Annotated in this window: 19 protein-coding genes and 1 pseudogene; 12 read left to right on the top strand and 8 right to left on the bottom strand. The window is 60.4% G+C overall.

Features of this window, described 5'->3' with window-relative positions; all coding sequences use genetic code 11:
* Nucleotides 1–62: 62 nt before the first annotated feature.
* Nucleotides 63–554: a CreA family protein gene (locus tag PYR71_RS10675; RefSeq protein WP_275619310.1), complete on the top strand. Its 492-nt coding sequence runs from the start codon at nt 63–65 to the stop codon at nt 552–554.
* 252 nt (nt 555–806) lie between these two features.
* On the opposite strand, the gene PYR71_RS10680 is transcribed toward PYR71_RS10675, so the two are convergent.
* Nucleotides 807–1,274, bottom strand: a complete 468-nt coding sequence (locus PYR71_RS10680; protein WP_183912719.1) for a chemotaxis protein CheW — start codon at nt 1,272–1,274, stop codon at nt 807–809.
* Nucleotides 1,275–1,276: 2 nt separating this feature from the next.
* Nucleotides 1,277–3,241 carry a methyl-accepting chemotaxis protein gene (locus tag PYR71_RS10685; protein WP_275619311.1) on the bottom strand — a complete coding sequence of 655 codons (1,965 nt, stop codon included), beginning with the start codon at nt 3,239–3,241 and terminating at the stop codon, nt 1,277–1,279.
* A 376-nt stretch (nt 3,242–3,617) separates the two neighbouring features.
* Here PYR71_RS10685 and PYR71_RS10690 point away from each other — a divergent pair, with 376 nt between their 5' ends.
* Together PYR71_RS10690 and PYR71_RS10695 are read left to right on the top strand one after the other, a co-directional pair.
* Nucleotides 3,618–4,220, top strand: coding sequence for an SCO family protein (locus PYR71_RS10690; RefSeq protein ID WP_275619312.1), 603 nt, complete (start codon nt 3,618–3,620; stop codon nt 4,218–4,220).
* Between the two features lie 68 nt (nt 4,221–4,288).
* The gene (locus PYR71_RS10695; RefSeq protein WP_275619313.1) at nt 4,289–5,167 is read left to right on the top strand and encodes a 50S ribosomal protein L11 methyltransferase; all 879 of its coding nucleotides are present in this window, start codon (nt 4,289–4,291) and stop codon (nt 5,165–5,167) included.
* A 380-nt stretch (nt 5,168–5,547) separates the two neighbouring features.
* Here the strand turns inward: PYR71_RS10695 and PYR71_RS10700 are convergent, their stop codons facing one another.
* Nucleotides 5,548–5,721 carry a hypothetical protein gene (locus tag PYR71_RS10700; protein WP_275619314.1) on the bottom strand — a complete coding sequence of 58 codons (174 nt, stop codon included), beginning with the start codon at nt 5,719–5,721 and terminating at the stop codon, nt 5,548–5,550.
* A 279-nt stretch (nt 5,722–6,000) separates the two neighbouring features.
* On the opposite strand from PYR71_RS10700, the gene PYR71_RS10705 reads away from it, so the two are divergent.
* Nucleotides 6,001–7,836, top strand: a complete 1,836-nt coding sequence (locus PYR71_RS10705; protein ID WP_275619315.1) for an aminopeptidase P family protein — start codon at nt 6,001–6,003, stop codon at nt 7,834–7,836.
* A gap of 23 nt (nt 7,837–7,859) precedes the next feature.
* On the opposite strand, the gene PYR71_RS10710 is transcribed toward PYR71_RS10705, so the two are convergent.
* Both PYR71_RS10710 and PYR71_RS10715 read right to left on the bottom strand, forming a co-directional pair.
* Entirely contained in the window at nt 7,860–8,165 is a 306-nt protein-coding gene (locus tag PYR71_RS10710; protein ID WP_183912730.1) for an AzlD family protein, read from the bottom strand.
* A 3-nt stretch (nt 8,166–8,168) separates the two neighbouring features.
* On the bottom strand, nt 8,169–8,900 hold the full coding sequence (locus tag PYR71_RS10715) for an AzlC family ABC transporter permease (RefSeq protein ID WP_183912732.1): 732 nt from the start codon (nt 8,898–8,900) through the stop codon (nt 8,169–8,171).
* Nucleotides 8,901–9,033: 133 nt separating this feature from the next.
* On the opposite strand from PYR71_RS10715, the gene PYR71_RS10720 reads away from it, so the two are divergent.
* Entirely contained in the window at nt 9,034–9,297 is a 264-nt protein-coding gene (locus PYR71_RS10720; protein WP_275619316.1) for a DUF2164 domain-containing protein, read from the top strand.
* A gap of 10 nt (nt 9,298–9,307) precedes the next feature.
* Here PYR71_RS10720 and PYR71_RS10725 read toward each other — a convergent pair.
* Nucleotides 9,308–9,974, bottom strand: a pseudogene (locus PYR71_RS10725) (dihydrofolate reductase family protein).
* A 159-nt stretch (nt 9,975–10,133) separates the two neighbouring features.
* Between PYR71_RS10725 and PYR71_RS10730 the strand changes: the two are divergent.
* Nucleotides 10,134–11,726 (top strand): hypothetical protein, encoded by a 1,593-nt coding sequence (locus PYR71_RS10730; protein ID WP_275619317.1) that lies wholly within the window; start codon nt 10,134–10,136, stop codon nt 11,724–11,726.
* Between the two features lie 11 nt (nt 11,727–11,737).
* Here PYR71_RS10730 and pncA read toward each other — a convergent pair whose 3' ends face one another.
* Nucleotides 11,738–12,364 (bottom strand): bifunctional nicotinamidase/pyrazinamidase, encoded by a 627-nt coding sequence (gene pncA / locus PYR71_RS10735; RefSeq protein ID WP_275619318.1) that lies wholly within the window; start codon nt 12,362–12,364, stop codon nt 11,738–11,740.
* Nucleotides 12,365–12,615: 251 nt separating this feature from the next.
* On the opposite strand from pncA, the gene PYR71_RS10740 reads away from it, so the two are divergent.
* Entirely contained in the window at nt 12,616–12,963 is a 348-nt protein-coding gene (locus tag PYR71_RS10740) for a hypothetical protein (protein ID WP_275619319.1), read from the top strand.
* A gap of 24 nt (nt 12,964–12,987) precedes the next feature.
* On the opposite strand, the gene PYR71_RS10745 is transcribed toward PYR71_RS10740, so the two are convergent.
* Nucleotides 12,988–15,459 (bottom strand): ATP-dependent helicase, encoded by a 2,472-nt coding sequence (locus PYR71_RS10745; RefSeq protein WP_275619320.1) that lies wholly within the window; start codon nt 15,457–15,459, stop codon nt 12,988–12,990.
* 236 nt (nt 15,460–15,695) lie between these two features.
* On the opposite strand from PYR71_RS10745, the gene PYR71_RS10750 reads away from it, so the two are divergent.
* The 5 genes from PYR71_RS10750 to PYR71_RS10770 all read left to right on the top strand — a co-directional run bounded on the left by PYR71_RS10750 (nt 15,696) and on the right by PYR71_RS10770 (nt 22,560).
* Entirely contained in the window at nt 15,696–16,172 is a 477-nt protein-coding gene (locus PYR71_RS10750) for a VOC family protein (protein ID WP_275619321.1), read from the top strand.
* A gap of 410 nt (nt 16,173–16,582) precedes the next feature.
* Nucleotides 16,583–18,526 (top strand): PrkA family serine protein kinase, encoded by a 1,944-nt coding sequence (locus tag PYR71_RS10755; protein ID WP_183912745.1) that lies wholly within the window; start codon nt 16,583–16,585, stop codon nt 18,524–18,526.
* 12 nt (nt 18,527–18,538) lie between these two features.
* On the top strand, nt 18,539–19,813 hold the full coding sequence (locus tag PYR71_RS10760) for a YeaH/YhbH family protein (protein ID WP_275619322.1): 1,275 nt from the start codon (nt 18,539–18,541) through the stop codon (nt 19,811–19,813).
* A complete protein-coding gene (locus tag PYR71_RS10765; RefSeq protein ID WP_275619323.1) occupies nt 19,810–21,360 on the top strand; it encodes a SpoVR family protein in 1,551 nt (516 codons plus the stop codon). Before PYR71_RS10760 ends, PYR71_RS10765 begins: the two co-directional genes overlap by 4 nt.
* Before the next feature lie 288 nt (nt 21,361–21,648).
* Nucleotides 21,649–22,560 (top strand): adenylate/guanylate cyclase domain-containing protein, encoded by a 912-nt coding sequence (locus tag PYR71_RS10770; protein WP_275619324.1) that lies wholly within the window; start codon nt 21,649–21,651, stop codon nt 22,558–22,560.
* Nucleotides 22,561–22,583 lie beyond the last annotated feature (23 nt).

A 22,583-nucleotide genomic window follows, 5' to 3' on the forward strand; every position in this document is an offset into this window, starting at 1 on the left:
GATCAAGCGATAGAGCGCCTTTGGCACGTCCCGTCGGACGCGCGGCGCTCCTGGGAGCCGCCATGTTCAAGCCGCGCAATCTTTTCTTTGCTGCCCTCTCTCTTTTCGCGCTCTCAGCGGGCGCCGTCTCGGCCGAAGTCGTCGGCAAGGTCGGCGTCGACTGGATCGGCAACGACATCATCGTCGAGGCGCTCTCCGATCCCGAGGTCAAGGGCGTTACCTGCCACGTCACCTATTTCGATCGCAGCCTGATCGACAGGTTCAAGAACGGCAACTGGTTCGAAGATCCGTCCAACAATTCCATCGCCTGCCGCCAGACGGGGCCGATCGAGGTCGGCAATATCGACCTGTCCAAGGACGGCAGCGAGGTGTTTCGCCAAGGCATGTCGCTGATCTGGAAGACACTGGTCGTCAACCGGATCTATGACAAGGCGAACGACACTCTGATCTACCTCGCCCATTCCCGGGAGCTGACGGATGGCTCGGCGAAGATGTCGATTTCGACGGTTCCGCTCTATGGGCAGAACGTAACCTGGAAGAATGGGAAGCCGTAGGGCCAAGCACGTCGGATATCTGGTCCTCGTTGCTGAAGACCCGCCCCAAACCCCTCCCCACAAGGGGGAGGGGCTTAACCTGCCGCACCGGCTCTCCAGATCTTCGATGTTTCGGGAGGAGCGCGGCGGAGTCACAGGGTAGTCCCTCCCCCTTGTGGGGAGGGGTTTTTCGAAGATCGGAACCATGCCAGGCGCATCAAACAAAAAGGCCCGGACGAGCCGGGCCTTCGCATTCCATTTTCCAAATAAATCTCAAGCCGCCTGGTTCAACTCGTCGGCAATGACGGTATCGAGGTTCAGGAAACAGACCATGGTCTTCTCAAGTGCGACGATGCCGCGGCAGAAGGCGCGCTGGGCTTCGGGGATGATTTCCGGCGGCGGTTGCAGGTCTTCGCTCTTGATGGTCATCATATCGGAAACCTGCTCGACCAGCAGCCCGACCAGCTTGCCGGCGATGTCGGTGACGATGATCGCTGAGCGCTCGGAAGGTTCGGTCATCTTCATGCCGAGGCGGCAGGCCATGTCGATGACCGGGATCACCGCGCCGCGCAGGTTGATGAGGCCCAACACGTAAGGCGGAGTATGCGGCATCGGCGTCACCGGCGCCCATCCGCGGATTTCGCGGATGGCCATGATGTCGATGCAAAATTCCTGATCACCCAGGTGGAACGAAACGATTTCGAGATATGCGCCCGACTGCTTGATGGTGTTGTTGTTCATGGTCAAAATTCTTCCCAGTTGTCCCCGGCGGGAGAGGCGATGACTTTGGCGGCAGAACCGCCGTTGAATGCGCCCGCGACCTTGCCGATCAGGCTACGCGCGGGAGAAGGTCTCGAATGCGAAGCGGCGGTTGCCTCTCGCGGCGTTTGCCTGGCGCTCATGCCCTCGTCGGTCTTGAACTGCTTGATCAGCTGCGTCAGGTTTTCCGCGTCGATGGCGAGCGTATGGCTTGCGGCGTTCGTCTCTTCAACCATGGCCGCGTTCTTCTGCGTGACCTGATCCATCTGTCTGATCGACGTGTTGATTTCGTTCAGTCCGACAGATTGTTCGCGCGCAGAGGTTACGATTGATTTAACATGTTCGTCGATGCGCAGAACATCTTCGCCGATCTGGCGAAGCGCTTCACCAGCGGCTGTCACCAGTTCGCCGCCGATCTTCACTTCCGCGCCGGATTTTTCGATCAAGGCTTTGATATCCTTGGCTGCGCCCGCCGCACGGCCGGCGAGTTCACGCACTTCCTGGGCTACGACGGCGAAACCCTTACCGGCCTCGCCGGCACGCGCCGCCTCGACGCCGGCGTTGAGCGCCAGGAGGTTTGTCTGAAAAGCGATCTCGTCGATGACGTTGATGATCTTGCCGATCTCTCGGGAAGCGCCTTCGATTCGCTGCATGGCGGCCATCGCATCGCCGACGACGAGATCGGATTTCGCGGTATTCTCACGGGTATGGGAGACCATGTGGCCGACTTCCTCGGCGCGGTTGGTCGCGTTGCGGACGGTAGCGGTGATCTGGTCGAGGGCCGCCGACGTTTCTTCGAGAGACGCGGCCTGCTGCTCGGTGCGCTTGGCGAGATCGTCGGCGGCGGCGCGCATCTGGCGGCTGTTGGCTTCGATCGAGCTGCTGTTGAGGGCAATGTCGCTCATCGCCTTGCGCAGCGTCGCCGTCGTCTGGTTGAAATCCAGGCGTAGACGCTCCAGTTCCTCGCGGAACGGTTGGTCGATCGTAACGGCGACGTCGCCACCCGACAGACGGGTGAGGCCGGCGCCGAGAGCGGCGACGGCGGCGTTCAGCGCCTCTGCGTCGGCAAACTTGGCGGCTTCGCGGGCGCGGTGCTCGGCATCGCTGCGCTGGCGGTCTGTTTGGGTCTGTACTTCAAGGTCGCGCTTCTCGATGGCGGCGAGCCGGAAGGCATCGGCAGCCCGGGCCATTTCGCCAATCTCGTCGCCGCGGTTCTTTTCGCCAATGTCGCTGGCAAGATCGCCGTTCATGACGCGCTGCATGCTTTCGCGCACGGCACCGATGCCGCGGCGGATCGAGCCGCCATGGATATATTGCAGCACGCCCATGGAGAGGATCGCTAGGACGCCGAGGCCGATCTGCAGGAAGAGAGCTCGCTGCGATATGGCATTGGCGGCTTCGACATGATGGTGGGCGTAGTTGACTCCTTCGGCGGCGAGCTCGTCGAGGGTTTGGGTCAGATTCTCGCCGGCGCCGTCGATCTTGTCGTCGATCTTGTCAAATTCGGCGTCGGATGCGCCCTGCTGAACCAGCGCGATTAGGTCGGTCTGGATCGCCCTGCCCATGTCGGCGACGTCGGCGTCGTAGCTCGTCAGCAGCGCGCCGGCCTTCATGTCTTCTGCAAGCAGGCGCATATCCTTGGCGCCTTTGGAAAGCGTGGTCAGGGAGTTGCCGATCAGCTTGATGCGTTCCGGCGGCACCGCCTTGTCGTCCTTGTCGACGATGACGTCCATGGCGGCCAGCACCAGCGTCAGATTGGCAAGCCGCATTTCGTCGACACGGTCGACGCTTGCCTGGATCTCGCTGGCACGGCGCAGGCCGGCGTCAACCCGCGCATTTTCGTACCAGCCGACGCCGAGCATCGTTCCGTACCCGAGAAAGGCCGCGCCGCCGAGCGTCCAGAGCCGTTGGCTGACCGACAGGCTCTTAGGCACTGCTGAATTCGTCATGAAAAACCCCCTCCACAAACCGCTTGGGTTCATGTTTTACCTACCCTCATGCGGACGTCCGGGGGTTCGCCACTCGGCAGACTTCATGTCAGAACGGCATGATGGGCCGCACGCACCGTTAAATATAGATATGACGGCTTAAGTCTTTCCTAACGATATGTCTTTCGCCGTTGCCTGCCACGCTGCGAAGCATGTTATTCAAAACATGAGATAGTTTGACCTTTGCCAAGGGGGCGGGCTGATGTTCCGCAAGCGATTTCCCTATCCGATGAGACAATTAATCACGGGTCAGAAAACATATTCTTTAATTGCGTGTATGGGGCCAAGACTATAATCACGCGGAACGCGCAAGCGCGTCGCGATCGAGGTTCATAAAATGAAGACATTTCGTATCGTCATCTGGGTCGCCGTGCTGATCGTTGCCGGCGTTCTCGGCTCAATCACGCTCTATCCCAAGAAGTCTTCCGATGTCGTAGCGGAGGCGCCGTTCGGCGTGCCCTTCACCCTGGTGTCCCAGAGCGGACAGCCGATCACCGAGCAAGCGCTGCGCGGCAAGCCGACAGCACTGTTCTTCGGCTTCACCCATTGCCCCGAAGTTTGCCCAACGACACTGTTCGAACTGAACGGATGGCTGGAGAAGGTCGATCCCTCGGGTGGCAAGCTGCAGGCCTATTTCGTGACCGTCGACCCCGAGCGCGACACGCCCGAAATCATGAACGCGTACGTCTCCAATGTGTCCAAGCGTATCACCGGCATTTCAGGCCCGCCGGAGAAGATCGCCGAAGTCATCAAGGGGTTCCGCGTCTATGCAAAGAAGGTGCCTGTCGATGAGAAGGAGCCGAACGGCGCCTATACGATGGACCACACCGCCTCGGTTTTCCTGCTCGATTCGGCCGGCCGGTTTTCCGGAACGATCGCCTATGGCGAAAACCCGGACACGGCGGTAAAGAAGCTGGAGAATCTCGTCAACAAAGGGTGACGGCTTCAGCGTGATAGGGCGCTGGCCCGACCGGTGGCGGGCAACGGAAACGGGAAAGACCGCCTATCGTGAGTGAAATCCGCCTTTACGTATCGACGACCGAGAGCAAGGCCGAACAGATTCTCGACCTTCTCAGCGAGGTCTTCGGCGAAGAAGATTTTGCCATCGGCACCACTGAGGTCGATGAGAAGAGGGATATCTGGGAAGCCTCCGTCTACATGATGGCAGAGGACGAGGCGCGGGTGCGCTCCCGTGTCGAGACGGCGCTGAAAAGCCCCTTTCCTGATGCGCAGTTGCTGCGGGAGGTCATTCCCGACGTCGATTGGGTGGTGAGGTCGCTGGAGGGGCTGAAGCCCGTCAGGGCAGGGCGCTTTCTGGTGCACGGCTCGCATGACCGCGACAAGGTCCGTCCCGGCGATATCGCCATCGAGATCGATGCTGGCCAGGCTTTCGGCACCGGCCATCACGGCACGACGGCCGGCTGCCTCGAAGTGATCGATACCGTCGTGCGTTCGCGCCAGGTGCGCAACGCGCTCGATCTTGGCACCGGCAGCGGCGTGCTGGCGATTGCGGTGCGCAAATTGAAAAACATACCGGTGCTTGCGACCGACATCGACCCGGTCGCCACACGGGTCGCCGCCGAAAACGTCCGCCGTAACGGCATTGCCTCGGGCATCGTGACCAGAACCGCGCCAGGCTTTCATTCGACGGCATTTTCCGAGCACGGCCCCTTCGATCTCATCATCGCAAACATTCTCGCCCGGCCGCTGATCCGGATGGCGCCGCAGCTCGCCGCCCACCTTGCGCCCGGCGGTTCGGTGATCCTGTCGGGGATTCTGGCCGCGCAGCGGTGGAAGGTGATTGCCGCCTATAGCGGTGCGAGGCTCCGGCACGTTAGGACCATCTGGCGAAACGGCTGGGTGACGATCCATTTGGATCGGCCGTGACGAGGTAGAAAATTGGGCCTGACAGCGCGGCTTGCTCCCTCTTCGCCCCAGCGAGGAGAGATGCCGGAAGGGCAGATGAGGGGTGAGCGGCAAAGCCGCGAATGCGCTGAGCGTAGCGTAAGGCTAGATAGGGTGTGCCGCGTGGCCCTCTCATCCGACCCTTCGGGCCACCTTCTTCCCGCTGCGGAGAAGAGGAAGCAAACCGCGATCTTGACCACCTTTCCTGATTTCCCGAACAAAAAAGGCGGTGCCAGTGGCACCGCCTTGGACCGGTCTATCCGGCCAATCCCGCGAGCTCGAAGGAGGAGGAGCGCTCGAGCGGGCTCTACTGCATTCCAATAGGCCGGTCCGGGAGGGAGGAGACGGACGGGCTTTCAGGTTCAGAACGCGTAGCTTGTGGAGCCCTGGTGGCGCGTGACGCGCTGGCCGGCGCCGAGCAGCTTGAGGCTGTCTTCGCTCTGCGGACGGCGGGCGCCGATCACGTGACGCACGGTCTGGCGTTCGCCAGCCTGCACCGGGCTGCTGTATGCGAAGCGCGAGAGAGAGGCGGTCATTTCAAAAAAATCCTTTGTTTGCTGGTTCGTCCGAACCGTTCGATGGCGCCTATATAGCTATTCTGAAATGCGGAGGCAGAGGGTTTTGCTCATGGGAGCCATGCGGCCAATGCATAAAGCGTGCCAGATAAACTTTTGTCGCCACAGTTCTGTCAAAATGCTGAGCGGGCTGAACGCTTTCGACTCGTTTCGTCGCTTTTTCTCCCCATCGATTGAAATTTCGCTAACATGGCCGGCATCCCATTAGCCGGATTCGTTTCAATCATTCGGGTTTCCAGCATGTTCCAGTCTTTCGAGGTTACCTCCACTCCGCACTTCGGTAAGGATCGAGTTTCGGCGTTGCGTGCCACTTTCGATTCGCTCGGCATCGACGCCTTCCTCGTGCCGCGCGCCGACGAATTCAACGGCGAATATGTTCCCGCCTGCTCCGAGCGCCTGGCATGGCTGACGGGCTTCACCGGTTCGGCGGGTGTTGCGTTGATCCTGCGCACGCAGGCGATCGTTTTCGTCGACGGCCGCTATGTGACGCAGCTTGCCGAACAGGTCGACGGTTCGGTGTTTTCGGGCGGCGATCTCGTCAACGAACCGCCGCATGCCTGGCTTGCCGCGAACGGCGGCAAGGGCTTGCGGCTCGGCATCGATCCCTGGCTGCATGCGGGTGCCGAAGTGCGCCGTCTGGAAAGGGCGCTTTCGGAGATTGGCGGCAACCTCGTCTTCCTGCCGCACAATCCGCTCGACAGGCTCTGGAGCGACCGGCCGGCCGAGCCGCTCGGCGCCGTGACCATCCAGAATGTCGCCCAGGCCGGAGTGCTGGCGAGCGAAAAGATCGCGACAATCGCCGCCAATCTTTCGAAGAAGGAGCTCGCGGCGGTGCTGATCGCCGATCCCTCGTCGGTCGCCTGGATCTTCAACATCCGGGGCGCCGACGTGCCGCACACGCCGCATCCGCTGGCGCGGGCCATCGTCCATGCCGACGGGCGGGCCGAGCTTTTTCTCGACAAGCGCAAGACCGGCATCGAACCGGAGGCCTATCTCGGGCAGATCTGCACCCAGCTGCCGCCTTCGGCTCTGGAAGAGCGGCTCGCCGCTGTTTCCAGGGATGGCGGCCGCGTGCTGATCGATCCCGATATCGCTTCCCATGCGCTCGTCGAGATCATTCGCAAGGCGGGCGGAGAGGCTGTGGAAGGTATCGACCCCGCCAAGCTGCCGCGCGCGGTGAAGAACGACGTCGAAATCAACGGCTCGGCCGCCGCGCATCTGCAGGACGGGGCGGCGATGGTGGAATTTCTTTATTGGCTGTCGCAGGAAAAACCCGGCACGGTCAGCGAGATCGCTGCGGCCCAGCATCTCGAAGCGGCGCGCGCCCGCGTCGGCCAGAGCATGCAGAACCCGCTGAAGGACATTTCCTTCGATACGATTTCGGGTGCGGGCGAACATGCGGCGATCATGCATTACCGCGTGACGACCGAGTCCAACCGGATAATCGAGGCCGGCGAACTATTCCTGATCGATTCCGGCGCGCAATATATCAACGGCACGACCGACATCACCCGCACCGTCGGCATAGGCGCGGTTTCGGAGGAACACCGCCGCTTCTTCACGCTGGTGCTGAAGGGCATGATCCAGATCAGCACGGCGCGTTTCCCTAGGGGTACGCGCGGCTGCGACCTCGATCCACTGGCGCGCATCGCGCTGTGGCGGGCGGGGGCCGATTTCGCCCACGGCACCGGTCATGGAGTGGGCTCCTATCTCTCGGTGCACGAGGGGCCGCAGCGCATCTCCAGGCTTTCGACGCAGGAACTTTTGCCCGGTATGATCCTTTCGAACGAGCCGGGTTATTACCGGCCGGGCAGCTTCGGCATCCGCATCGAGAACCTGATCTATGTGCGCGAGGCCGAGGAGGTCGAGGGCGGCGATTTGGCCATGCTCGGTTTTGAGACGCTGACCTTCTGCCCGATCGACCGCAGCCTGGTCATCCCCGAGCTGCTTACCCATGACGAGCTGCACTGGTTCAACGATTATCATCGCCGCACGCGCGAAGCGCTGATGCCGCTGATCCACGATCACGATGTTAGGACGTGGCTCGAAAACGCGACGCTGCCGCTGGAATATTAGGAGAGGGGGCCATGCCGGCCGCGCTAAACGCCGGCGTGGCGCCAGATCATCACGACGATCCAGGCGGCGACCAGCATCCAGCTATGGGAGACGCGCAGGCCGACGAAGAGGGCGACGATCAGCGCCAGCTTCGACTCCCAGCCGCCGATGAAGAAGGCGGGGGCCACCAGCGTCGTCAGCACGGCCGCCGGGACGGCATTCAGCGCCGCCTCCATGCGCGGCGGAATGCTCTTCATCCGGGTAATGAGGATGTAGCCGCCGATACGGGTGGCGAAGGTGGCGGCAGCGGCGGCGAGGATGACGAGCGCCATGTGAAGATCGAATTCCATGGCTCAGACCTCATGCACTTCGGATTGAAGGGCGTCGGCTTCGAGATCGGGCTCTTGCGGCGCCAATGGCAGCAGGGCGGCGAGCACGATACCGGCGGCAGCGCCGAGGCTCACATGCCAGGGCGAGCCGACATAGCGATAGGCGAGCACCGAAGCGACGGCGCTGACGAGTGCTACGGGCAGGAAATTATCGCGCTTGCGGAAGCCGAGGACGATGCCGAGGAAATAGGCCGGCAGCAGGATATCGAGGCCGATCGCCTTCGGATCGCCGATGAAGCCGCCAAGCATGCCGCCGGCGACGCTGATCAGCACCCAGGGAATGTAGATGATGATGCCGAAGCCGAAATACCAGGCGAAGGTCAGCGGTTTGCCAGCCTCGCTGCGCTTTACCGCTTCGGCAAATTGCGGATCGACCAGCAGGAAGAAGGTGAAGAATTTCTGCACGGGCGTGAAATGGCCGATATAGCGCGCCAGCGCCGCCGAATACAGCACGTGGCGAAAATTGACCGCGAGGATCGACAGCACGATCAGCCAGGCGTGGACATTGTGGCCGAAGAGCTCGATGCCGACCATCTGACTGGCGCCGGCATAGACGGTGGCGCTCATGAAGGCGACTTCGGAAAGCGACATGCCGTTTTCGACCGCGAGCGCTCCGAACAGCGCGCCGAAGGGCGCCGACGCCAGTGCAACGGCGGAGCCGCCCCGCAAACCTTCAACAAAGTCGGCGCGATTCATCTGGGTGATCCTGTTGGAAATTCAGCTTTCCCTTATGGTCTGCGATCTGCAGCGGCAATTGAATTTCGTTGATTGATCAATCGATTTCGCTGAAGCATCAACGTGCTGATCACAACCGGGGGAGACGATGCCAATGAAGAGGATCGAATTTACCAAGGAAGCAAAAGCGGCGATCGTCTCGCGCATCCGCCGCTATTTCGAGACGGAACTCGACCAGCCGATCGGCGCGCTGCCGGCGGAGTTCCTGCTCGATTTCTTCGCCGAGGAGATCGGCGCTCACTATTACAATCAGGGCCTTCGCGATGCACACGCCGCCCTTTCGAAGAAGATGGAGGACCTTGCAGAGGACATCTATCTGCTCGAGCGTGACGAGACGAACAAGGCTGCGGGCGCCTGAGCGACCGGCCTCATCCCTCGCGCTTCATCCGCTCCCGGCGCGCCAGTTCGGCCTGCGAGGGCTCATGCATCGCAAAGCTGCCGGCTTTGACCTCGCCGGCGCGCTGATAGACGCTCATGATGACGCCCGTCGTCGATATCGAGTTAGCGGTGACCTTCAGCGCTGCCGGTGTGGCACCCGTGCCGAACAGGCGCTTACCGGGGCCGAGGATGAGCGGGAAAGTCAGGAGCCGGAGTTCGTCGATCAGGTCGTGCGCCAGCAGCGATTGCAACAGTGCGCTGCTGCCCTGCGTCAGCAGGTCGGGACCGTCCTCCTGTTTCAGCCGGGCGATTTCGGCGACGGCGTCGCTGCGCAGCGGAACGGAGTTTTCCCAGGTGAGCGGCTCTTGCGATGTCGTCGCGACATATTTGATCGCGGCATTGAAGGAGCCTTTCCGATGGGGTCGTCTTGCCCGACAAAGGCCAGTGCGCGGCGAAAATCTCGTAGGTCTTGCGGCCGAGCAGCAGAGCGAAGGGATCTGTAAAGATCCCGTCCATGAACTCCCCCATCGGCTCGTCCCAGTAATTGACGGTCCAGCCGCCAAGTTTGAAGCCGCCGGTCGGATCTTCCTCGGGCGCGCCAGGCGCCTGCATAACACCGTCGAGGCTCACGAAGGCCGCAGTTACAAGCTTTCTCATCTCTCAACTCCCATGTTTGGTCTGTTCAGAAGCAAGGACGGATCGATATAAGCCGAACCGACACCGACGCATTATTCCCGCGAGGATATTTCACCTTAACGTCAAATTATCGGGGCGCCGCTATGGTCGCGGCATTTTCGATGACCGGGTTGCTGTCCGTTGGCTGTTATTGTCTCTAAAATCGATGAACCTCGATCAACAACGCTCGCCAAGACGTTGATCTTTGTGGTGTGGCTTGCGCTGGCATCCGCGCTTTGCTGGTCAGAAACCGTGTGGCGCGATGAGGTTCGCGCCTTGTCGCTCGCTCTTCAGGGAGAGAGTTTCATCGATATGCTTCGCCAGATGCATGGCGAAGGTCATCCGGCTCTCTGGTATATCCTGTTGCGCGCCGCTCATCTTGTTGTCGGCTCTCCCGTCGTCCTGAAGGTCGTCGCGCTGACGATTGCGGCCGGCTCGGCCTACCTTCTTGTTTTCAGGCTTGAACTGCCGCGCTCGATCATGCTGCTGTCGTTGTTCAGCAGCTTTTCGGTTTTCGACTACGCCGCGATGTCGCGAAATTACGGCATCAGCATGCTTTTGGTCTTCCTTATCGTCCTGAGCTGGGAGAGGGGAATGCGCAACGGCATGGTGCTCGGCCTATTGTTTGCCTTGCTGGCAAATACCAACGTCCATTCGGTCGTGCTGGTCGGCGGCTTTCTTGCCTATTGGTTTTTCGATCTGGTCCTGGCGCGTCCGAGACCTTCTCTGTCGGCATATCGGGCCTTTGCGACAGCCGCGGTCATTGCCGCAGTCGGCGTTGTTCTGTGCGTCATGACGGTCTATCCCACATTCAACGATGCCGGGCAGAACAATCTCGCAGGCAAGAATTTCGTCCCGCTTGTCCTTCATGCCTTTGCCGCGGCGCCTTCCTATTTCATGGAGTTCTACCCCGACAGGATCCTTCGGTTGGTCGTGGCCGAGCCATCGCTTGCTCGGGTTTTCGCCTCGCTGATGGCGGTGCTCATCTATGGCAGTCTGCTTGGGCTGGCCAACCGGCGGCCGGCGATGTTCGCGGCCGCATCGGTTCTCCTAGGGTTTTCGCTGCTTTTTACGCTTGTCTACCCAGGTAGTTACAGACATCAGGCCTTGTGGCTGGTCTTCATGATCGGCATCACTGCTTTCACCACGTTCCCTCGGCCCGGCTCCGCGGGCATAGCCTGTGGCGAGACAGCCGGTGGCGTCGTCAAGATCGGGCGTCTGTGCTTCATGATATTGCTGGCGCTGCAGGTCGCCTCCGGTATCGAAAAGATCCATCAGTTCCTCTTCACCGACATTCCGCTGGGCCGAGCCCGGGATCTCGGGTCGTTCATTCAATCGCGCCCGGACCTCAAGGATGCGATCATCATGGCGGATCCCGATTACCTCGTGGAACCCTTGCCTTATTACATCCTCAATCGCACCTATCTTCTACGGGAGCAGCGGTTCGGCGCGATCGTGCGGTATACTCGCAGTGCGCGGCTTTCGCTCAGCCTTGCCGATATACTGCAGACGGCGCGGCAACTGCAGCAGAGTGAGCACGCGCCCATTGTCATTCTTCTCTCACATCGGCTTGACCGAATTGCCGGGCCCGTCTCATTGCACGAAAGTTACAATTGGCTGCTGTCTCTGACGCCAGAGGAGATTGCCGCATTCCGGAGCGAGACGACCCTCCTCAAGCGCTTCGGCCCCGTTGCCGGCAGCGATGAGACATTCGATGCGTATCTCTTGAAATAAGGATCGGCGGTTTATTCGCGCAAGGCATCCGCACTGTTGATCACCGCGATGCCATGCGCCTGCATCTCGTCGATGGCAGCAGCGACGCCTTCAGGCGTGATTCCGCGGCTCGCGTCCTCGATGAAGCGCACGCGCACGCCCGGCATCATCTCGAGCGCGTCGAGCGCGGAGAACTTGACGCAGTAATCGGTCGCCAGACCGCAGACGTCGAGATCGGTCACACCCTGATCTTCGAGGAAATCGGAAAGGCCGGTCGAAGAGTCGCGGTCATTGTCGCGGAAGGCCGAATAGCTGTCGATCCCGGGATCCTCGCCCTTCTGCTGGATCAGGTCGATTTCTTCGGATTTAAGCGCCGGATGCAGTTCGGCGTCAAGCGTGCCTTGGATGCAGTGGTCGGGCCACAGCATCTGCGGTTTGCCGGACAGTTCGCCCATTTCGAAGGGGGCGGCACCCGGATGGGCGGAGGCGAAGCTGCCGTGACCGGGCGGGTGCCAGTCCTGGGAGGCGACGATCAGGTCGTATTTGCCGCTGTCGATCAGCCTGTTTGCGACAGGAACGACCTTGTCCCCGTCCGGCACCGGCAGGTTTCCACCCGGACAGAAGCCATTCTGGATATCGACGAGCAGCAGCGCTTTCATCAAGGCCAATCCCTTCGCGTTATGGCGATGCTAATGCCAAATGCACCGAATGCATCACTAGTGAATTCCCGCAAGCCCGCATGCAAGCGTTAATTCTGTCACTGTTGGTAGCAGTCGGCGGAAAAAGAATTCGCTAATGCAACCAATGCGATAGGGTGCGGTTGCGTCCCAGAAATCCGGCAAAGAGCCGGCCTTGCCGGACGCCCCGATTTCTGCCTTTCTTGCCTCAGCAGCAAGCCGAGAGCGAGACCATGTCCGAACCCCAGACAGATGAAAAAATCGATGCAACCTTCCGCAACGGATCGTTAACGGCAACCGGAATCATTCTTGGTTTCTCGCTCAACTTCATCAGTCTGTGGGTTTCCAACCCGAATGACTGGAGCCGCGTCGATCTGCTGCCGATGGTATTTCTGACCGTCGGCATCGCCATTCAGGTGAAGGTGTTTGCCGATCTTTTGGCGCGAGACTCGCTGCTCGCCGTCAAATACGACCGAGCCCGCCGGCTGTTCCTGATCGGATTGTCGATTGTTGCCATCGGAATGGGGATCGCGCTGCTGAACGACATCCTCGGGCTCAGCAGTATGCGGATGTTCGGGTGACTGTCCTGCAATATCTTCGCGCGGTCAGACACGCTCGACGAAACCGTCCAGCACCCGCTTCTGCCCCGCCCGGTCGAAGTCGATCGTCAGCTTGTTGCCTTCGATGCCGGTAATGTTGCCGTTGCCGAATTTCATATGGAATACGCGATCGCCGAGGGTGAAGCGCGATGGCTCCGACGAGGTCGACTTTGCGACCAGTTCGCCTTCAATCGTGCGTCCCTTCGGGCCGCTTTCGCCATAGCCGATGCGTTCGACGGCGTGGCCGGAGCGAGTGCCCCAGTTGTCCCGTGTGGCGTCGGTCCTGTTGGCCTGGGCGCGTTTCCAGCCGGGCGTGGAGTAGGAGTTGGCAAAGGGTTCGGCCTTGTCGAAGCGGGACTGGCCGTAGCCGCCGCGGCCGTAACCGCCGTAGCTCTGCTCCATCTCGGCGACCTCGACATGGGTTTCCGGCAGCTCGTCAAGGAAACGCGAGGGCAGCGTCGATTGCCAGAGGCCGTGGATGCGGCGGTTGGAGACAAACCAGATATGGCAGCGCCGCTTGGCGCGGGTAATGCCGACATAAGCCAGCCGTCGTTCTTCCTCCAGACCGGCGCGGCCGCTCTCATCCAGCGAGCGCTGGTGGGGGAAGAGGCCTTCCTCCCAGCCGGGGAGGAAGACGGTATCGAATTCCAGGCCCTTGGCCGAATGCAGCGTCATGATCGAGACGGCGTCGAGGTTTTCGTTGGTTTCTGCATCCATGACGAGGGAGACGTGCTCGAGGAAACCGCGCATCGACTCGAAGCTCTCCATCGAGCGGATCAGTTCTTTCAGGTTTTCGAGGCGGCCCGGCGCTTCGGCGCTCTTGTCGTTTTTCCACATATCGGTATAGCCGGACTCTTCGAGGATTTGCTCGGCAAGTTCGGTGTGCGGCGTATTTTCAAGCAGTTCCTGCCATCGGCGGAAAGATTGAATCACGTCGAAGAGGGCTTTGCGCGCCTTCGGCTTCAACTCATCCGTCTCGATCATGTCGGCGGCTGCCGCCAGCATCGGGATGTCGCGGGCACGCGCGTAGTCGTGCAGGGCGCGTACTGTCGTGTCGCCGAGGCCGCGCTTCGGCGTGTTGATGATGCGCTCGAAGGCAAGGTCGTCGGCCGGCTGCGCGACCAGGCGGAAATAGGCCATGGCGTCGCGGATTTCCAGGCGCTCGTAGAAACGCGGGCCGCCAATGACACGATAGTTGAGGCCGAGGGTGACGAAGCGGTCTTCGAACTCGCGCATCTGGAAGGAAGCGCGCACAAGGATCGCCATGTCGTTCAGCAGATGCTTGCCCCGCTGGAGCTGCTCGATCTCTTCGCCGATGGCGCGGGCTTCCTCCTCCGAATCCCAGGAGGCGTGGACCTGTACCTTGACGTCGTCGGGATCGGCGCGGTCAGTGAACAGCGTCTTTCCCAGGCGGCCTTCATTATGGGCGATCAGATGGGCGGCGGCACCGAGGATATGTTCGGTCGAGCGGTAATTGCGTTCGAGCTTGATTACCTTAGCGCCAGGGAAATCCTTCTCGAAGCGCAGGATATTGTCGACCTCGGCGCCGCGCCAACCGTAGATCGACTGGTCGTCGTCGCCGACGCAGCAGACATTCTGCGGCTCCCCCTTGCTGCGCTGGGCCAGCAGCCTCAGCCACATGTACTGGGCGGTGTTGGTGTCCTGATATTCGTCGACGAGGGTATAACGGAAGCGGCCGTGATATTCCTTCAGAAGATCCGGATTCTTGCGGAAGATCGCGATCGGATGCATTAGCAGATCGCCGAAATCGCAGGCGTTGAGCGTCGACAGGCGCGCCTGATAGGCGAAGTAGAGATCGCGACCGCGGCCATTGGCGAAGGCGCGCGCGTCGCCTTCGGGAATATCGGCCGGGCCGAGACCCTTGTTCTTCCAGGTGTCGATCATGCCGGCGAACTGCTTGGCCGGCCAGCGTTTGTCATCGAGTCCCTCGGCCTGGATCAGCTGCTTGATCAGACGGACGACGTCATCGGTGTCGAGAATGGTGAAATCGGAACTTAGGCCAACCAGCTCGGCATGGCGGCGTAGCAATTTGACGCCGATCGAATGGAACGTGCCGAGCCAGGGCATGCCTTCGACGGCGCCGCCGACGAGCAGGGCGATGCGCTCCTTCATCTCGCGCGCGGCCTTGTTGGTGAAGGTGACGGCGAGAATCTGCGAGGGGAAGGCGCGGCCAGTGTTGAGGATGTGGGCGATGCGCGTGGTCAGCACCCGTGTCTTGCCGGTGCCGGCGCCGGCAAGGACGAGAACCGGCCCTTCCAGGGTTTCCACGGCTTCCGTCTGTTCGGGATTAAGGCCTGCGAGGTAATCCGGTCGCTTGCCGCCGTCGCGTGCCGCCATGGCGCGGGCGGCGATACCGGCTGGCGCCCTTTCGGCGGATGCGGCAGACGGCTGCGGCTTGCGCGCCATCTCGCTCGGCTCTTCGTCGAAGAAGGGAATATCGTCGAAACTATTGCTCATGGCGCGTAATGTAGTGATTCGGGAGGGAAAGACCAGAAAAGATGTTCTGCTTTCATTCTTGAACCACCGCTATTGCAGACCGATCGGGCGGCAGGGCCGCCGCTGGGTGTGACTGCGATCGCCGTACGGACGCGCAGCAAAAAAATCCGAGCCTCGCCTGTCGGAACCAAGGCCGACGAGACGTCCTTGGGGCATCGGACAGGAGTCCGGCAGCCCTAGCCAACAGGAAGCTATCTATGCCGAAGGTCGTTTCAAATCTCTGGTTCGCGGAGCAAGCGCGCGAAGCCGTCGAATTCTACGTATCGGTCATTCCGGATTCCAGGATCGGCCACACCACCATATTGCCGGCGGAAACGCCGAGTGGACCTCCGGGCAGCGTCGAACTGATCGAATTCACGCTGGGCGATCAAGCCTTCCTGGCGATGAAGGCCGGCCCGCTCGACAGCTTCAACCATTCTTTTTCGATTGCAGTTCTTCTGGAAGGCCAGGCCGAGATCGACCGGATATGGGACGCCTTCCTCGCCAATGGCGGCACGCCGGAGGCTTGCGGCTGGCTGAGGGACCGGTGGGGCCTTTCCTGGCAGATCGTGCCGCGGGTCCTTTCCGAGATGATCGCCGACAGCGATGAAGAGCGGGCCAAGCGCGTCACCGAGGTGATGCTCGGCATGGTCAAGATTGATCTTGCCGCGCTGGAGAGGGCGTTCAACGGCTGAGGCCGTTGGAGGCGCGATTAGGAATCGGGCGCGTGATCGCCACGCGCCTTTCCCCTGAAATTTACCGAATTTACTGGCGGCGTACCGGCGTCCGCTCGATCGAGGCTGCCCTTATCGGCTGCCGATCGCTGTGTTCTCGCATTCTCGAATCACGGGCGCCATTGCACACCTTTTTGACATTCATGTCACGTCGCTAAATGTGCTGATATCGCAATAGGCCTTTTTTCAACTACAATATGAAACAGTTTCGTAGAGTAAAAAATTACCGGTGCATGCAATTTTTTGTGCATTGCTTCAAACCGCCGGTGAGCGTCGAATATACCTACGAAACTATTGATTCTTAGGAACGCCGTGGCCATCTCGATGGTTATACGGCTTAGAGCCTGCGGCATAACCTTAATGGAGGTCCCATGCTGAGTGAATCCGTATTCGATGCGTTCACGCGCAGTTATGAAGCGCGACGCGAGGCCGACATGTCGGTTTCGGAATATCTCGACCTCTGTAAAAAAGAACCGATCGCCTATGCCAATGCGACGGAGCGCCTGCTCGCTGCGATCGGCGAGCCGCAAATGGTCGACACCGCCAGGGATGCGCGCCTCGGCAGGATCTTCATGAACCGGACCATACGGGTCTATCCAGCATTTGCCGGCTTTCACGGCATGGAAGAGACCATCGAACGCATTGTATCCTTCTTCCGGCACGCGGCGCAGGGGCTCGAGGAGCGCAAGCAAATCCTCTATCTGCTCGGCCCGGTCGGCGGCGGCAAGTCGTCGCTCGCAGAGCGGCTGAAGCAGTTGATGGAAGTTCATCCGATCTACGTGCTGAAAGCGGGTGATGAGATCAGTCCTGTGTTCGAAAGCCCGCTCAACCTCTTCGATCCTGAGACAATGGGCTCGCTCCTCCAGGAGCAGTACGGCATTCCGCTGCGGCGCCTGAACGGGCTGATGAGCCCATGGTGCCTGAAGCGGCTCGACGACTTCGGCGGCGACATTTCCCAATTCCGCGTCGTCAGGATACAACCTTCGCGGCTGCGCCAGATCGCAATTGCCAAGACCGAACCTGGAGACGAGAACAATCAGGATATCTCGTCGCTGGTCGGCAAGGTCGACATACGCAAGCTGGAAACCTACTCCCAGAACGATCCCGATGCCTACAGCTATTCGGGCGGGCTCAACCGCGCCAACCAGGGCATTCTCGAATTCGTCGAGATGTTCAAGGCGCCGATCAAGATGCTGCATCCGCTGCTGACGGCGACGCAGGAAGGCAACTATATCGGCTCCGAAAATATCGGTGCCATACCCTTCTCCGGCATCGTCCTTGCGCATTCGAACGAGGCGGAGTGGCAAACCTTCAAGGCCAACAAGAACAACGAGGCCTTTATCGACCGTATCTGCGTCATCAAGGTGCCCTATTGCCTGCGGGTGACGGAAGAACAGAAGATCTACGAAAAGCTGATCGAGGGATCGGAATTGGCAGATGCGCCATGCGCCCCGGCAACGCTTGAAATGCTGGCTCGTTTTTCCGTTCTTTCCCGCCTGCGCAAGCATGAGAACTCGACCTTCTTCTCGAAGATGCGCACCTATGACGGCGAAAGCCTGAAGGAAAGCGATCCGCGCGCCCGCAGCGTCCAGGAATACCGCGATGCTGCCGGTATCGACGAAGGCATGGACGGGATCTCGACCCGCTTCGCCTTCAAAGTGCTCGCCTCCACCTTCAATCACGATACCACGGATATCGGCGCCGATCCCGTCCATCTGATGTATGTGCTGGAACAGGCGATCCGTCGCGAGCAATTTCCCGACGATGTCGAGAAGCGCTATCTGGAATTCATCAAGGCCGATCTTGCACCGCGCTACGCAGAGTTCATTGGCAATGAGATCCAGAAGGCCTATCTTGAATCCTATGCGGACTACGGACAGAATTTGTTCGACCGCTACGTAGATTATGCCGATGCCTGGATTGAAGATGTGGACTTCAAGGATCCCGATACCGGCCAGCTTCTCGACCGCGAGCTCCTCAATCAGGAGTTGACGAAAATCGAAAAGCCGGCGGGAATCGCCAATCCGAAGGATTTCCGCAACGAAATCGTCAAGTTCTCACTGAGATCGCGGGCAGCCAACGGCGGAAAAAATCCGTCATGGACGAGCTACGAGAAGATCCGGGAAGTCATCGAGAAGCGTATGTTCTCGCAGGTGGAAGATCTTTTGCCGGTCATTTCCTTCGGATCGAAGAAGGATTCGGAAACCGAAAAGAAGCACAGCGAATTCGTCTCGCGCATGGCCGCGCGAGGTTACACCGAGCGGCAGGTTCGGCGCCTTGTCGAGTGGTACATGCGCGTCAAACAGGCAAGTTAATGCGGAGCCATTATGCACATTGTCGACCGGCGGCTAAATCCGCGCGGTAAAAGTCTGGAAAATCGTCAGCGTTTCCTTCGACGCATGAAGGGAGCCGTGCAGCAGGCGGTCAAACGCTCTCTGCAAAACCGAAACATTCGAGACGTGCTCGACGGAGGGGAGATCAGCCTGCCGATCGATGGAATGGCCGAACCAAGCTTTCGAAAGGGTGAAGGCGGCATCGCCGATCACATCCTGCCCGGAAACCGGGCCTTCGTCGAAGGCGACATCATTCCGCGGCCGCCGGGCAGGAGGGGTGGAAAACCAAAGGATGCGGGCGAGGGCGATGGCGAGGACGGCTTCCGTTTCGTGCTGACGCGGGAGGAATTTCTCGATGTGTTCCTTGACGATCTCGAACTGCCCGACCTTGCCAAGCGGCGGCTAGCGGAAACCGAGGAGGAAACTCCGTTTCGAGCCGGCTATTCCGTCTCGGGATCGCCCTCCAACATCGCCGTCGGCCGCACGACAAAACTTGCGATGATGCGCCGCGTCGCGCTGGGACGCCCACGCCGCGAAGAAATCGAAGTGCTGCACCGGCAGATCGAGGAATGCGAAGACGACGAGAGCCGTCTGGCGCTTGAGGCAAAGCTCAAATTGCTGACGGAGAAAAGCCGGCGCATTCCCTATATCGATCCGCTCGACGTTCGGTATCGCCGCTTCGAAAACGAGCCGAAGCCTGTGGCGAAAGCGGTGATGTTCTGCCTGATGGACGTCTCCGGCTCCATGTCGGAGCACATGAAGGACCTTGCGAAGCGGTTCTACCTGCTGCTCTACCTCTTCCTGTCGAAGCGTTACAAGAAGGTGGAAATCGTCTTCATCCGCCATACCGACAGGGCAGAGGAAGTCGACGAGGAAACCTTCTTCTACGGCCCGGCAACGGGCGGCACGCTGGTCTCCAGCGCGCTAGCTGCGATGCGCGGGATCATCGCGGCGCGGTTCGATCCGGCCGAGTGGAATATTTATGGCGCCCAGGCATCGGACGGCGACAACGCCCATTCCGACGGAAACCTGACAGGGCAGTTGCTGCGCGAGATTTTGCCGCTGTGCCAGTATTTTGCCTATATTGAAGTCGGCGAGGAAGGAGGCGACTCTTCAGTATCGCGATCGCCTCTCTGGATGCTCTATGACGGGATCCGTTCCGAACCGCTGCCGCTTTCAATGCGCAAAGTTTGCCGGCGGAGCGAAATATTCCCTGTTTTCCACGATCTCTTCCAGAAACGTGACGCACAGTCGAAGGTGACGCCATGACCACCACGGTGAGACCAAGGGAGCGGCTCTTGTTCGAGGGGGCCGACTGGGACTTTGCAACGCTGCAGCGCATCCACGATGCGTGCGAGGAGATCGCGCTCGGTGAACTCGGCCTCGATGTCTATCCGAACCAGATTGAAGTTATCACCTCGGAGCAGATGCTGGATGCCTATTCCTCAACCGGCATGCCGCTCTTTTACCGCCATTGGTCCTTCGGAAAACACTTCGCCCATCACGAAACCTTCTACCGCCGCGGGATGCGCGACCTGGCCTACGAGATCGTCATCAACAGCTCTCCCTGCATCTCCTATCTGATGGAGGAAAACACGGCGACGATGCAGACGCTCGTCATCGCCCATGCGGCCTTCGGCCACAATCACTTCTTCAAGAACAACTATCTCTTCAAGCTCTGGACCGATGCCGAGGGAATTCTCGATTACCTCGATTTCGCCAAGGGTTATATCACCCGCTGCGAAGAGCGTTATGGTGAGACGGCCGTCGAAAGAACGCTCGACGCGGCGCATGCACTGATGTCGCATGGCGTGCATCGATATGCCGGCAAGACCACCATCGACCTTCGCCAGGAGGAGAAGCGGCAGCAGGAGCGCCGCGCCCACGAGGAGCAGATGTTCAACGATCTGTGGCGCACGGTTCCCGTCGGCAAGGCGAAAAAGGCGGGTGACGTCGGCCTGGAAAAGCGCCGTGCCGCGCTCGGTCTCCCGCAGGACAACATATTATATTTTCTTGAAAAATCGGCGCCGCGGCTGCAGCCGTGGCAGCGCGAGATTCTTCGCATCGTCCGCCATGTCGCGCAATATTTCCATCCGCAGCGGCAGACCAAGGTCATGAATGAAGGAACCGCCACCTTCGTCCATTATCGGATCATGAACCGGCTTCACGAGCGGGGGCAGATCAGTGATGGGAACTTCCTCGAATTTCTGAGGTCTCACGCCAATGTCGTCTTCCAGCCGAGCTACGACGATCGGCGGTTTTCGGGTTTTAATCCCTATGCACTTGGTTTTGCGATGATGCAGGATATCGAGAGGATCGTCACCAAGCCGACGGAGGAGGACCGCGCGTGGTTCCCCGATATCGCCGGCCGCGGCGATGCGATGGCAGTCCTACGCGACGTCTGGGCCAATTACCGCGACGAAAGTTTCATCAGCCAGTTCCTGAGCCCGAACCTCATCAGGCAGCTGCGCCTGTTTCACCTGTACGACGATCCGGAACAGGCCGAGGGTGTGCTGGTTTCGGCGATCCACAATGAGCGGGGCTACCTGCGCATCCGCCGCCAGCTCTCCCGCGAATATGATATCGGCTGGACCGATCCGGCCATCGACATCGTTGATGTCGACCTCGCCGGCGATCGCCGGCTGCTGCTGCAGCATATCGTCATGAACGGCTGCTATCTTCAGGAAAACGACACGAAGCTCGTCCTGCAACATCTCGCCGATCTCTGGGGCTACGACGTCTTGCTCCAGGAAATCGACGGTTCGAGCACCGTCGCCAGGGAACATACGGCGAGCCCACGCAAGATCGGTCAGTAATCCCTGGGCAGGAATGATTTGCCGCCGATGCAGTCGCGACCGCGGCGATCGTCGTTACGCGTGAGAAGGACTTGCGCGTATTTCAGCGCCTTCAAGAGGCAAGGACGGGGCGAGCGCAAGCCGCCGAATCTTTCGCTCCTGAAAGGGCGCTGATCCGCAATTATCGGTGGCAACAAGGGCCAAGCCTTCGTAATCTGCCGCCGCTGCGATCGCTTTATCGATCTTATTCAAACGGATTCAGCCTCTGCAGCGAAGCTTCCGGATCGGATGGTGCGGAGACGAGGGACCATGGATGAAACGCGGCGAAAGCTGACGACGATCTTTTGTGCTGACGTGCAGGATTATACGCGGCTGATGGGAGCCGACGAGGAGGGGACGCTTGCGACGCTGAAGCGCTGCCGGGAGGCGATGGGCCGGCTGATCGAAAGCCATGGCGGCCGTGTCGTCAACACTTGGGGCGATGGGCTGATCGCCGATTTCCCGAGCGTGGTCGAGGCCGTGCGTGCAGCCGTCGACACGCAGAACGAACTTGCCGGCTTCAACGCCCGCCGCCCGGACGACGGGCGCATGCTCTTCCGTATCGGCATCAATCTCGGCGATGTGATCGTCGAGGGCGACGACATCTATGGCGACGGCGTCAACATCGCCGCGCGGTTGCAGGCTTCGGCCGCGCCGGGCGGAATCGTCATATCGAGCACGGTCTACGACCAGGTTCGTAACAAGGTGGCGGTCGGTTTCGAGTTTCTCGGGCCGCTGATGGTCAAGAATGTCCAGGAAGGTGTGCCAAGCTATGCGGTGAGGATCGGCGACGGAAGCAACGAGGCGCCGTCTGCCGAGCGATCTGCCGCTGCCCGGCCATCGCCCGCACTCACGGTCACGGAGGAGGCAAGGCCGGCACCCGGCGGACGGAGGCTGTTTGCCGTGCTCGGCGTCATCGCCGCCGTGCTGATCGGTATCAATCTTTTGTCGTGGCAGGGCGTTTTCTGGGCGCGCTTTCCCGTCCTTGCGCTCGCCGTCGTGGCGGCGCTGGCCTGGAACCGTGGCCAGGCCCTCTTCGATCGTAAGCTCGCGGCGCTGGCGATCGTGGCACTCGGCATCATCGGCATCAACCTCTTCACCTGGGAAGGACGCTTCTGGGCGGTGTGGCCGGTGCTGGGCCTGGCGGCGGTGCTGGGTCTGCGGTGGTCAATGCGTCGGTAGACATTTACGGGTCCTGGTTTGCC

Origin of the sequence: Rhizobium mulingense, from assembly GCF_029194105.1 — a bacterium.
GTDB lineage: Bacteria > Pseudomonadota > Alphaproteobacteria > Rhizobiales > Rhizobiaceae > Rhizobium > Rhizobium mulingense.